Genomic DNA, 12,589 nt, shown 5'->3' on the forward strand with positions numbered 1-12,589 from the left:
CCTCCTCAGATTTTTACCTACTTATCTGTTTTTGGTGCAAGCATGATAAACATACTTCTACCATCCATTTTCGCTTTCTGTTCAACAACTGAGATATCATTTGTTTCATCCGCTAAGCGATTTAAGACGTTCTGACCAATTTCTTTATGGGTAATCGCACGACCTTTAAATCGGATAGAAGCTTTCACTTTATCACCTTTTTCAAGGAATTTACGCGCGTTACGCAACTTGGTATTAAAATCATTGACATCTATCGTTGGGCTCAAACGAACCTCTTTTACATTAATGACTTTTTGCTTTTTACGGGCTTCGCGTTCCTTTTTCTGTTGCTCAAAACGGAATTTTCCATAATCCATGATTTTTGCAACTGGTGGTTTAGCGTTTGGTGACACTAAAACAAGATCAAGATTCGCCTCTTGAGCAATTCTTAAAGCTTCTACTTTAGATTTAACACCTAGCTGTTCTCCGTCTACTGCAATTAAACGTAGTTCTCTTGCACGAATGCCGTCATTCACCATATTATCTTTTGCTATGGTCATTCACCTCCGAATATTCTAGAGAAAAACACAGAAAAAAACGAGTTCTTTATTATTATATAAAGACCCCGCACCAAAATAGTGTTTGATAAAAATATCAAAACTAAACGTTATCTAGCCCAACAATTTTTATTGTTAAGGCGAGAAGCGGGTGCTTCTGCTTTGATTTCTCAACTTCTTCATTGTATAAGAATTAGATCTAAAAGTCAACATTTTTTTGATTAGCTATTTTTAAAATATGTTATACTTAATTTAAAATTGACGTTTTTACTATTTGAAAGGTTGGATGATACATGAAACGAAATCACCCTATTCTAATAAAAGATAAACTAGAAGATAAAACATGTTTCCCAGAATATTTATCTAATAACACCCTTGATAATTTACAATTTTTGTATGTTACCAAAGAAGATACTACCCAAATTAATCGGTTAATAATTGATAAAAATCATTGGCAAAAAACGACATTTTCCAATCAACAGTGTGAGGCTATTGAAATTAGCGACACGATTTTTGATTCCTGTGATTTCTCCAATACGGAATGGATTGACAGTTCGTTTCATCGTGTTCTGTTTAAAAATTGTCGTTTAACTAGTGTTAACTTTGCTGATTCTTACCTAAGTCACTGCGAATTTAAGCAATGTACTATGCCTTACACCTCTTTTAACTTTGCTAAAATTAGATATACAGGATGGTTATCTTCTGACTTATCACTTTCCGAGTTTTCTGACTTAGATTGGAAGCATTGTGAATTTAATGACTGCCACCTTGAAAAATCAACTTGGCTAAACACTACTTTTTCTGGATTAAATTTATCTAGTTGTCACTTTGAACAGATATACTTTTCTCCTGATAAAATTCAAGGACTTATCGTAAATATGGATCAAATGATTAGCATTGGTTTAGCTCTTGGTATGGTAATCGACGAGCCACTTGATTCAAGCAAATAAAAAACCACTTAAGAATTAACTTAAGTGGTTTTGTTTAATTAAAAGTTAGATTAAGCTTTAACGATGTTAGTTGCTTGAAGTCCACGTTGACCTTCTTCAACATCAAAAGTCACTTCTTGACCTTCTTCTAAAGTTTTGAATCCGTCACCTTGGATAGCTGAGAAATGTGCAAATACATCTTCTCCACCTTCTTGAGTGATAAAACCAAAACCTTTTTCAGCGTTAAACCATTTTACAGTTCCGTTTGCCATGTTGTGTTTCCTCCTTATTATCGCGTAATCATATACGCATATTTTGTTGCAATAAATGTGACGCTTAATAGGAGAAATGTAAACAGAATGTTAATTTTCCTAAAACGAATCAAATATACTACGCTTATTAATATATCATGACTTTCATTTAAATACAACCTTTTTTTAAAATAAATTAATTTTTTTACCAGGCAAAAGCATTAGTTGGTTTTTTAAGGTAATCTAACCAATTATCTTCGGTAATTTCTAAAAGAGTCAATGAAATTCCAGCCATATTAGTTGATGTCATATAATTTCCTGTTTTAGCGTAAACAACCGTTACACCCTCTAACTCTAACAGCCTTTTGACATCATTTGAAAAAACATACTGCTCCATTATCGTCGTTGTCCCCAAACCATTTATAAGGATTGCAAATCTTTTATTAATATAATCATCATACTGAACGAGTAATTTATTTAATAGCTCATTGGCTAAGTGTTCTGACGAATGAAATGGTTCACTTCGGTATCCTTCCTCACCATGAATGCCAATACCAAACGAAATCATATCTTTTTCTAAGGTAAAGTTAGACGTTTCTCCAGTTAAACTTGTCCCACTTGATAAAGCAACTCCTAGACTATTCATTGAATTGATGACTTTTTCTCCTATTGAAACTAATTCATCTAATGATTTGCCTTCACTAGCTGCTGCTCCTAGTATTTTATGTACAAAAACAGTTCCAGCGACACCTCGACGTCTTTTTTCAAAACTTCCCGTTTCAACTGAACAGTCGTCGTTGACAATCACATGGGAAACATTATGACCCGCTTCTTTCGCTTGCTTTTCTGCTTGTAAAAAATTATTTATATCAGCTTCGAAATTTTTTATGACTAATAAAACACCTTTACCTTGATCTGTTTTTTGAATGGCCTCAAACACTTCTTCAGCTGTCGGCGGAATAAATATTGGTCCACTTACTGAAGCATCAAGCATGTTTTCTCCAATATACCCAAAATGTGCTGGTTCATGTCCACTTCCACCGCCACTAATAATTGCGACACGATCTGGCGTCAACTTTTTGCGTAATAATATACCTGTTTTAGGAATTCTTTGTAAGATATCTTGATGAATGTATGCCACACCATTTAAAACTTGTGAAACAGTATCTTTTGGTTTATTGATAATCCGTGTCATAACATCCCCCCTTCTTCTTTTTCCTTCCTAGTCTAACATAAGTATATAAAACAATAAACAGCCAGAGAATAGGGCATTCTGGCTGTTTGAAAACTTTAAATCATTATTTATGTTTCGCTTTGTAGTCACGACCAATCTTATCTGCTGCAATAATGGCAGCCGCAACTTCTTCTTCAACAATAGGGAAAGGCATAGAATGAATTGATTCTTCAGGTATACATGCTTTTTCAGCCACTTCCATTGCTTCTTCAAATGTAATGCTTTCCACACCAATATCTTCTAAACAAACTGGTAAGCCAATTGATAAACTAAAATCAAGTACTTCATGTAATTCTTTTTGTGAGGCATTTTCTAAGACTAATTGACAAATCACACTAAAGGCAACTTTTTCACCATGGAAGTATGAATGAGTTCCTTCTAATGCAGTCAATCCATCATGAATCGCGTGAACAGCAGCTAAACCACTACTTTCAAATCCTAAACCAGATAATAAGATATTTGTCTCAACAATGTTTTCTAATGCTGGTGTCACGATGTTATTGTCACATGCTATTTTGGCACTGTAGCCATTTTCAAGTAATGTTTCATAACACACTTTAGCTAATGTGTAAGCTGCAATCGTATTTTTAGCTGGTGCTGTTTCTTTTGTCACATAACCATTTGGTAATCCAGCGTTAACATTTGAAAATGAATTCGCTGTTGCACGGGCTTCAAATAATGTTGATAACGCATCCCCCATACCTGACACTAAAAATCTTGTCGGAGCGTTTGCGATAATTGTTGTATCAACCATTACCACGCTTGGACTTTGTTTAAAGTAAGCATAGTCATCAAACTCACCATCTTCAGTATATAAAACAGCTGAATGACTCGTTGGAGCGTCGGTTGCAGCAATTGTTGGCACAATAATTAAATTATCTCCTTCAGCTACACATTTTGACGTATCTATGGCTTTACCACCACCTAAACCAATCACACAATCTGCTTTATTTTCTTTCGCAAAAGCTTGTAATCTTGCTACTTCACCACGTGAGCATTCACCATTAAAATGACTCGGGATAAATGTTATACCAAATTTTTCTGCTGTTTTATCTAATTTTTCTTGCACACGATTGATATCATCTTGATGTGCGATTAAAAGAGCTGTCTTTCCAAATGTTTTAACATAATAACCTAAATTCAGTAATTCATCTTCACCTTGTACATATTTTGATGGACTAATAAATGCTTTTCTCATGATCTTTCCTCCTAGATTATTTAACCTTTAATTCGCTTAATTGTTCTTCAATGGTTTTTATATCAGCACCAGCTTGTATTAACGCAGCCGCTGTATAACTACTTTCAACTAATGCTGTATCATATAAAATGACATTTTTATCTGTCATGTCCATTGCTAATTCCAAGTTCATTTTAGCACTTCCTAAGTCATAAAAAGCCAGGATAGTGTCTGCTTCATTTTCTTCAAATGCTGACATAATCGTATCAAAACTAGTTCCAATACCGTTATCTTCCAATCCGCCAGCTGTTGTAATCGAAACATCTTTAGCTACTTCTTTGATTAAACGTGTAATACCTGTTGTAATCTCTGATACATGTGATACTAATACGATTCCTAAACTCATCTACTTCACTCCTGCTTCTATCATAGCTTCAAATAGGTAACTACTTGACATAGCACCTGGATCAATGTGTCCAATTGAACGTTCACCTAAATAAGAGGCACGTCCTTTTGTTGCTTTCATCTCTTTTGTTTCTTCGGCAATTTCTTTCACTTTTTCTTCTGTTAAAGAACCGTCTTTGAGGGATTCAATGACACGTGACCAAGTATCCAGCATTGTTTTTTCGCCTGGCTCACTTTTTCCACGTTTTTGAATTTCACTCATGCCACCTTCTAAAATTGTCACCAAATCATCTGATTTCATTGATGCTTTTGTCATTCCCATAAAAGCAGAACCATATAATGGACCAGATGCCCCACCGACTTTACTAATCAATGTCATAGCTGCTAACTTAAAGACATCTGTTGGTGTTTCAGGTTTTTTTTCTTCGATAGATTTCATCATTTCACTCGTTCCACGAGCCATGTTGGCACCATGATCACCATCTCCGATTGGTGTATCTAGCTCACTTAAATACGCTTTATTTTCACCAACTTTATCTGTAAAAAGTTGTAACCACTTTATAATTTGTTTTGCTTCCATACATTCCTCTCCTTTTTACCACGCAATTGTTGTAACAGGTGCTTTCAATGCTTCTGTCCATTCAGGTGTATCTAAGTGAATCATCGTTAATGATAAACCTTCCATATCAATTGATGTCATAACGTCTCCAACCTTTTTGAAGTCAACAACTAATCCATCTTCTTCAAGTAAAGCCTTTACATCATTCATAAAAACAAATTGCTCCATTAATGGTGTGCCACCTAAACCATTCACTAACACACCATATGTATCGCCAGATTTCCAGTTAAATTCATCTTTTAATTTTCCAACTAATTCTTCGGCTAATTTTCTTGATGATTGTAATTTTTCTTTACGATAACCAGGTTCCCCATGAATTCCAACTCCGAATTCAATTTCGTCTTCTTCTAAAACAAAGCCTGGTTTTCCTACAGCAGGAACTGTTGCTCCAGTTAATGCCACACCTAATGTTTTAATTTCTTTAACTAGTTTGTCTCCGATTTCTTTGATCTCAGCTAAACTTTTACCTGATTCAGCGGCATGACCTAAAATTTTATGAACTAAAATGGTTCCAGCGACTCCACGTCGACCAGCTGTATATGTACTGTCTTCTACCGCAATGTCATCATCAACTAATACTGTTTCAACTTCAATGCCTTCCATCTCTGCTAAATCTTTTGCCATTTCAAAATTCATCACGTCACCAGAATAATTTTTAATAACTAGCAATACTCCAGCACCATCATCAGCAGCTTTGATTCCTTCTAGTACTTGATCAGGAGTTGGCGAAGTGAAAATTTCTCCACAAACAGCGGCACTTAGCATTCCTGTTCCTACAAATCCAGCATGAGCAGGTTCATGGCCACTTCCTCCACCACTAACTATTCCTACTTTACTACCTGAAATATTTTTCTTAGCAATCACATTTGTTTCAGGAACACGTGTCACTAAATCACTATAAGCATAAGAGAGCCCTTCAAGCATTTCGTTTAATATGTCGTCTGTTTGATTAATAATTTTTTTCATCTTTGCTTCCTCCGTTTTCTTATCTATGACTGTATTATATAAAGAAAAGGCTTTCTTTGTAATGGACATTTCCCGATATGTGTCCGCTTTCAAAACTAAAAGTTATTTGTCTTTTTCTTTTTGGCTTGTTATTCTATAGTCAACGGAAATAAAAGGAGGTCTCTCATGGCGTCAACTGGTTCTTTAATCACTAAAAAGGTCATCGCCTATTCACTAAAAGATTTATTAAAGACGACTCCCTATCAAAAAATATCAATAAAAGATATTATGTCTCACGCTGAATATCGTAGACAAACATTTTATGATCATTTTACTGATAAAGATGATTTAATTGTCTGGATATACCAACAAGAACTAACAGAGATTGTACAACACTTCGTGACTTACGATCATTGGACGGTTATTATAAAACGATTAGTCGATTATTTTGAAAAAAATCAAGTATTCTATCAAAAAACATTACTTGAGTCCTATGTCTTTGACGCACAACTATCAAATCAGCTTGAGCACTTCATTTACTATTTACTTACACATCAAACTAACCAACATGATTTACCATACAAACCAAAAGAAACCGCGACCTTTTTTGCTTTTGCCATTACTGGTACTATCAAAAACTGGTTGTTTCATGATTGCCAACTATCAAAAGGGGCAATAACAGAGCTTATTATTAATCAACTCACGGTTCTTTTGCCATCAAATAAAACAGACATCTCCGTACTATAGCGTGTACGAAAATGCCTGTTTTATTTATTATTAAATGTTGCTTCTAAGCGATAAATAGGCTGCCCTTTGGCTGAAAATTTTTCTTCATATTCGGTCATGATGTTTCCTTCATAATCACTATGATGTAAATCTAGCCAAACTTGATTTAAAGTCATCCCATATCGCGATAGACTTGCTAGTGAATACTCAAACAATCCCTGATTATCTGTTTTAAAATGAAGTTGAGCTTTTGGTTTAGAGATAGTTTCATATGTTTTCAAAAATGTTTTAAACGTTAATCGACGTTTTTCATGTTTTTTCTTAGGCCATGGATCTGAAAAATTCAAATAAACTTGAGATACTTCACCATCTGCAAAAAAGTCAGTTAAATCCGCTCCATTAACTAGTAACAACTGTAAATTAGGCAGTTTTTCTTCTAATTGTTTTTCTAGTACTGATATCATAGCGTTCGTTTGAAGTTCGATACTAATATAGTTGATATCAGGATGAGCTTTGGCCATCTCCACAATAAATTGGCCTTTTCCGCTTCCCACTTCAATATGAATTGGTTGCTCTTTTTCAAAACGGTCTTGCCATTTCCCTCTCCACTGGCTACCATCAGTCAAAATATACTGTGGATTAGCTATAATTGTATCCATTGCTCCTGGTTTGTTTCTTAAACGCATCGTTTTTTCCTTTCTATAAAATAGCCCCTTGACATAAAGTCAAAGAGCTACTTAAATATCATATAATTTTTTTAATAGAGAAACATAGTTAGACATTTGTTTAAACTCTTCTCTATGGTAGCTTCTTTTAATTTGTTGCAACAAATTCATACCAGCATACCAATGGACTCGCTCTAGTAGCTCATCATCAACTCTGATGCCGTAAACCTGTAGCCAATCTGGCCAACTCTCTTTAGAAACATATTGTCCAAGAATTGTTCCTAAATCATAGGCTGGATCCGATAAAACAGAATAATCCCAATCTACTAAATATAATTCCCCATTAGACGCAAGCATCCAGTTATTATGTATCGCATCCCCATGACACGCAACAAATTGAACCGATGTATAAGGAGGTAGATGATTTTCTAAATGACGAAACACCCGCATCAAATAGTCATCCTCTTTTAAGTCTTTAGGTAGATCAGTTATATAATCTTGTAAAAAATCAAAAACTGACTTTTCTGCACCGTCCATTCTCTTCAACATTGACTTCAGTGATTCTGATTGATGTAAATAGTGCAACATATGTGCAACATCTTCATTATCAGAAATCTCATCTATCTCTAATTGCCGTCCTTCTAACCATTCTTGTGCAGTCAGTATGTCGCCATTACTTGTCCTTTTTGTCCAAAGCAATTTTGGCGTTAATCCTTCACGAGATAATGCGGCCAAAAAAGGAGTTGAATTACGCTTAATAAAGACTCTCTCATTTTCCTTCATACCCTTATAAGCTTTTCCGGTATCTCCTTTGATTGGTTGGAGATTCCAGGCTTTATCAAAATTAAACATGTTCATTACTCTCCATCATTATCCTTTACTCACCTTTACCATCGTTTCGCTGACCTATTTCGAAAACTCAGTATAACATATTTTCTATTAAGTTTTTCACCTATTTTCCATTTTTTCCATTTTTTTTAGTTTCATTGGTAAGTAACTCCAAGATAATAAAACAAATACCATAACAAATACTAAAGCTAGTTTAATACCATCTAGCTTATTTGGCAAAGCAACTACTACTACTAGACTAAATATCAATGTCATGATACCAATGACACTTCTAATAATAAATAAAACTGCATTGTGCTTTAATTTATATGAGATAGGATATAATTGCGTCATTAACATATAATCAAAAGCGTGATAAATTGGTATCAATTGAAATCCTAATAGATAAATAAACAAACTACCTAATATTGCCATCAACCAAAATGACTTAGTAAAAAACAACAAGACCATCCCGACAAGAATTAAACGAATCGTTAAACTACTATACTCAGAACCTCGAGCTACTACTCTAGCATATAGATAAAGATACGTATTTTCTGATGTTTTTTTTATTCGATTTAGCAAGCCATCTAAATATTTTCTACGACGTACATCAGATGACAACCCTGGTACATCTGTAAATAAGTTAAAGAACGAATAAAGACGTTTCATACGTTTTCTCTCAACTTGAATACTTTTTTCCCAGTTTAATTGGCTACTTTCAAGTGTTTTTTTACTCAACATCACTAATACAATACTAATAACAAATGCGACTGCAACACCTACATAAAACGAAACATATAAACTGCAAAATAAACTTCCAATTGCCCCTAACGTCCAAATGATTCGGTGAGTGGTTACGTTTTGTCCAGAATCAAGATACAGTGATTCTAATTGAATCCAAAGATCTGCATATTTTAAAGCTAATAAACTAGCTATAATAAATAGTGTCATAGAAAAATCAACTGACTTGGTAATAGCCACTAACGGAAATGTTACACCAACAATTAATGATATCGCAATAGTCGGAAAAATGGTTGAATAGTTCAGCCCTCTTTTTAAATAGGTTGTCATCGCTCTTTCTTTTGGTATTAAAAAGACAGCATCTGCTTCTTGCATTAACGTGCTTAACCTTCCCACAAATAAACTGATAAACCAGACCAGTCCAACGACAATTGGCACCCATGACACTGCTGGCGTCAAATTCTTTAAATATTCAGAATAATAGTAGCCAAAACCACCTAAACCTACCATACAGATTAAAATAAAATGGTCATTCATAACATATTTTAAATATTTGAACATTCTTTTTTGATGTTTAGCTAGGCGTACTTTATAAAAATCTATCATTAGTTCTCCTCCTCTTTTGTGAGGGATAGATAAATATCATCTAAAGAAGAACCAGGTAGATGAAACTCTTCACGTAACTCCTCCATCGTACCATTTGCTCTAACTTCACCGTTATGCAAGACAACAAATCTGTCACAATATATTTCTGCTGTGGCTAAAATATGAGTTGACATCAAAATTGCTGCCCCTTGTTTTTTCATTTCATTCATTAATTCAAGTAAAGCATTAATTGCTAATGGATCCAATCCTAGAAATGGTTCGTCGATGATATACAAACTTGGTTTGGTTAAAAAGGCACACAAAATCATCACTTTTTGTTTCATTCCTTTTGAAAAGTGAGTTGGAAACCAATCTAATTTATTATCTAAACGGAATAGTTTTAGTAGATACTCCGCTCTTTTTAATGCCTCATCTTTTGGAATATCATAAGCCATAGCTGTTACTTCAATATGTTCTCTCAATGTCAATTCATCATACAATATTGGACTTTCTGGAATAAATCCAATTTTCTTACGATAAGAGTCTGGTGCACTAAAGATCGTCTCATCATCAATTGTGATTTTTCCTTTTTGTGCATTTAAAAGGCCGATAATATGTTTAATCGTGGTACTTTTACCCGCACCATTAAGGCCGATCAAACCAACCATCTCACCAGATTTCACTTCAAAATCAACCGATTTTAATACAGGAACATGACCGTAGCCTCCTGTTAAGTTTTCTATTTTTAAACTCATTATTTTTCCTCCAATATATACTAGAATAATTATATCATAATTCGTTCATTTACTTACTTTTTTTTAATCTCATCTCTCTGAACTTTGCAATCAATTAGGATAGTGGTACACTGTAGCTAAAACCCAATCAAATTAGGAGGAATAAAACATGACAGATTGTCTTTTTTGTAAAATAATAGAAAAAGAGATACCTAGTTATCCTGTTTATGAAGATGAGATGGTGTATGCCTTTTTAGATATTACACAAACTACTAAAGGACACACATTGGTCATTCCTAAAAAACATGTAACAGATATCTTTGAATACGATGAGAAACTAGCAGCTGAAGTATTTGCTAGAGCTCCTAAAATTGCTCGTGCGATTGAAAAAGCTTTTCCAGATGTCGTTGGATTAAATATCGTAAATAATAACAAAGAAGCGGCTTACCAAAGTGTGTTTCATTCACATATCCACCTCATTCCACGATACGGCAAAGAAGATGATTTTTCAATGACATTTGCAGATAATGGCTCTAAATATACGACAAATGATATGGCAACAATCGCTCAATCAATTAACAAGGAGATTTTATAGTGGGGAAAAAAGGAAATAAAAAACAATTTTCTGGCAAAAAATTTATCAAAGGTTTTTTAGTAGGTGGGGCTCTATGTGGTGGTGCAGCTCTCTTACTTGCTCCTAGATCTGGAAAAGAAACCCAACGATTGATGACTAATAAAATAGAAGAAAACATTAATTTTCTTTTATCGTTAAGTAATCAGCTTGATACAACTAAAGTTCAAGCAAATCAATTAACTGCTCTATCTCAAGAATTATTACCTACTTTTGAAAAAGAAACCAAAAAAAGTTTTAAGAAATTTGAATTTAAAGCAAAGCCACGCCTAGAAAAAATGAAAGAACAATTAGCTAAAATAGAGCAAGATATAAACGATTTCAAAGAAGCTCTTGAACAATAAAGTTTTAAATAATTTATAAATTCTACTTAACTTTTTTGAATAGGTATTTTGTTTAATTCATTTTATGGTATAATAATAAACATATTTATGAAAATTCATAATTTTTACTTAAAACTAGATTGGAGACTCAACATGAAAAACAAGAAATTTAAATTAGCAGCTGTTGCGTTGCTTAGCATGATTACATTAGCAGGATGTTCAGGTGGTAAGGATATCGTTACAATGAAAGGCGGTAAAATCACTGACTCTCAATTTTTTGATGAATTAAAGAAAAGTTCAACTTCATCTGATACCCTAGTGAATATGATTATTCAAAAAATCACATTAGATGACTATGGCAATAAAGTAGACCAAAAAGAAATTGATAAACAATATGCATCCTACGAAGAACAAAATGGTGGTAAAAAATCGTTCGAATCTTTATTAAAACAAAATAATATGACAGCAAAACAATTCAAGGAAAATATTAAGCAAAGTTTAGCCTTTAAAGAAATGTTAAAATCTCATATCAAAGTAACAGATGCTGACCTTAAAGAAACTTGGAAAACATACCACCCACAAGTAGAAACTCAAATTATGTCTTTTGACTCTAAAGAAAATGCTGAAAAAGCATTGAAAAAAGTAAATGATGGGGAAGATTTTACAAAAGTAGCTAAAAGTGATTCTCATGACACAACAACTAAAGAAGATGGCGGAAAAGTTAAGTTTGACTCAACTGCTACAACTGAACCAGCCGGTGTAACAGTACCAACTGAAGTAAAAAATGCTGCTTATAAATTAGAAGATGGTAAAGTATCTGATTTAATCACTGTTCAAAACCAACAAACTGGTGCTGATGTTTATTACATCGTTAAAATGGTTAAAAACAAACAAAAAGGTAATGACTACAAACCTTACGAAAAAGAATTAAAAGAACTCTTTGAGCAAACAAAAATGTCTGATGCTACTTTCCAACAAGAAGTTATTGGTAAAGAATTAGATAAAGCAAATGTTAAAATAAAAGATTCTCAATATAAAGATATTTTAACTCCTTATTTACCACAAAAAGAAATAAAAACAAGTGAAAGTAAAACTTCTGATTCTAAAGAAAGCAAATCTTCAAAAACTAAGTCGACAGATTCTAGTAAAGAAAAAACAACAGAATCAACTAAATAACAAAAAAGCGGAACTTGTAGTGCATCCAATCAAAACCGGCTCTTTGTCATCTAGTGTTGGTAAAAGTTCAAACGTTAGAAT

General features: G+C 33.6%; 16 protein-coding genes and 1 other annotated feature. Of the genes, 5 read left to right on the top strand and 11 right to left on the bottom strand.

The genetic code is table 11. The annotated features are described in order from the left end of the window. Positions 1-17: 17 nt before the first annotated feature. The gene (infC, locus tag DW196_RS03915) at positions 18-539 is read right to left on the bottom strand and encodes a translation initiation factor IF-3 (RefSeq protein ID WP_071456383.1); all 522 of its coding nucleotides are present in this window, start codon (positions 537-539) and stop codon (positions 18-20) included. Positions 540-564: 25 nt separating this feature from the next. Further along, positions 565-705: a sequence feature (ribosomal protein L20 leader region), on the bottom strand. Between the two features lie 124 nt (positions 706-829). Between infC and DW196_RS03920 the strand changes: the two genes are divergently transcribed. Next, on the top strand, positions 830-1,486 hold the full coding sequence (locus tag DW196_RS03920) for a pentapeptide repeat-containing protein (protein WP_118250284.1): 657 nt from the start codon (positions 830-832) through the stop codon (positions 1,484-1,486). Positions 1,487-1,536: 50 nt separating this feature from the next. On the opposite strand, the gene DW196_RS03925 is transcribed toward DW196_RS03920, so the two are convergent. From DW196_RS03925 to dhaK, 6 genes are all read right to left on the bottom strand, one after another. Then, positions 1,537-1,737 (bottom strand): cold-shock protein, encoded by a 201-nt coding sequence (locus DW196_RS03925; RefSeq protein ID WP_071456381.1) that lies wholly within the window; start codon positions 1,735-1,737, stop codon positions 1,537-1,539. 184 nt (positions 1,738-1,921) lie between these two features. After that, positions 1,922-2,911: a DhaKLM operon coactivator DhaQ gene (dhaQ, locus tag DW196_RS03930; protein ID WP_118250286.1), complete on the bottom strand. Its 990-nt coding sequence runs from the start codon at positions 2,909-2,911 to the stop codon at positions 1,922-1,924. Between the two features lie 103 nt (positions 2,912-3,014). Then, complete coding sequence (locus tag DW196_RS03935; RefSeq protein WP_071456379.1) at positions 3,015-4,148, bottom strand: glycerol dehydrogenase; 1,134 nt, start codon at positions 4,146-4,148, stop codon at positions 3,015-3,017. Between the two features lie 16 nt (positions 4,149-4,164). Then, positions 4,165-4,533 carry a dihydroxyacetone kinase phosphoryl donor subunit DhaM gene (gene dhaM, locus DW196_RS03940; protein ID WP_071456378.1) on the bottom strand — a complete coding sequence of 123 codons (369 nt, stop codon included), beginning with the start codon at positions 4,531-4,533 and terminating at the stop codon, positions 4,165-4,167. Further along, on the bottom strand, positions 4,534-5,112 hold the full coding sequence (gene dhaL, locus DW196_RS03945) for a dihydroxyacetone kinase subunit DhaL (protein ID WP_118250288.1): 579 nt from the start codon (positions 5,110-5,112) through the stop codon (positions 4,534-4,536). A 15-nt stretch (positions 5,113-5,127) separates the two neighbouring features. Continuing rightward, entirely contained in the window at positions 5,128-6,117 is a 990-nt protein-coding gene (gene dhaK / locus DW196_RS03950) for a dihydroxyacetone kinase subunit DhaK (protein ID WP_071456376.1), read from the bottom strand. Between the two features lie 165 nt (positions 6,118-6,282). Between dhaK and dhaS the strand changes: the two genes are divergently transcribed. Next, the gene (gene dhaS / locus DW196_RS03955; RefSeq protein ID WP_118250290.1) at positions 6,283-6,843 is read left to right on the top strand and encodes a dihydroxyacetone kinase transcriptional activator DhaS; all 561 of its coding nucleotides are present in this window, start codon (positions 6,283-6,285) and stop codon (positions 6,841-6,843) included. A gap of 20 nt (positions 6,844-6,863) precedes the next feature. Here the strand turns inward: dhaS and trmB are convergent, their stop codons facing one another. From trmB to DW196_RS03975, 4 genes are all read right to left on the bottom strand, one after another. Continuing rightward, entirely contained in the window at positions 6,864-7,508 is a 645-nt protein-coding gene (trmB, locus tag DW196_RS03960; RefSeq protein WP_071456374.1) for a tRNA (guanosine(46)-N7)-methyltransferase TrmB, read from the bottom strand. A gap of 51 nt (positions 7,509-7,559) precedes the next feature. Further along, positions 7,560-8,345: a phosphotransferase family protein gene (locus DW196_RS03965; protein ID WP_370447141.1), complete on the bottom strand. Its 786-nt coding sequence runs from the start codon at positions 8,343-8,345 to the stop codon at positions 7,560-7,562. A 90-nt stretch (positions 8,346-8,435) separates the two neighbouring features. Continuing rightward, entirely contained in the window at positions 8,436-9,665 is a 1,230-nt protein-coding gene (locus DW196_RS03970; RefSeq protein WP_118250294.1) for an ABC transporter permease, read from the bottom strand. Beyond that, a complete protein-coding gene (locus tag DW196_RS03975; RefSeq protein WP_118250296.1) occupies positions 9,665-10,399 on the bottom strand; it encodes an ABC transporter ATP-binding protein in 735 nt (244 codons plus the stop codon). The genes DW196_RS03970 and DW196_RS03975 overlap by 1 nt, the downstream gene beginning before the upstream one ends. Before the next feature lie 148 nt (positions 10,400-10,547). Between DW196_RS03975 and DW196_RS03980 the strand changes: the two genes are divergently transcribed. From DW196_RS03980 to DW196_RS03990, 3 genes are all read left to right on the top strand, one after another. After that, a complete protein-coding gene (locus tag DW196_RS03980; protein WP_118250298.1) occupies positions 10,548-10,973 on the top strand; it encodes an HIT family protein in 426 nt (141 codons plus the stop codon). Next, complete coding sequence (locus DW196_RS03985) at positions 10,973-11,353, top strand: YtxH domain-containing protein (protein ID WP_158563510.1); 381 nt, start codon at positions 10,973-10,975, stop codon at positions 11,351-11,353. The genes DW196_RS03980 and DW196_RS03985 overlap by 1 nt, the downstream gene beginning before the upstream one ends. 132 nt (positions 11,354-11,485) lie before the next feature. Next, positions 11,486-12,508 carry a peptidylprolyl isomerase gene (locus tag DW196_RS03990; RefSeq protein ID WP_118250302.1) on the top strand — a complete coding sequence of 341 codons (1,023 nt, stop codon included), beginning with the start codon at positions 11,486-11,488 and terminating at the stop codon, positions 12,506-12,508. The last annotated feature ends 81 nt before the right edge of the window (positions 12,509-12,589 follow it).

This window comes from Vagococcus sp. AM17-17, assembly GCF_003471765.1.
In the GTDB taxonomy this organism is placed as follows: domain Bacteria; phylum Bacillota; class Bacilli; order Lactobacillales; family Vagococcaceae; genus Vagococcus; species Vagococcus teuberi.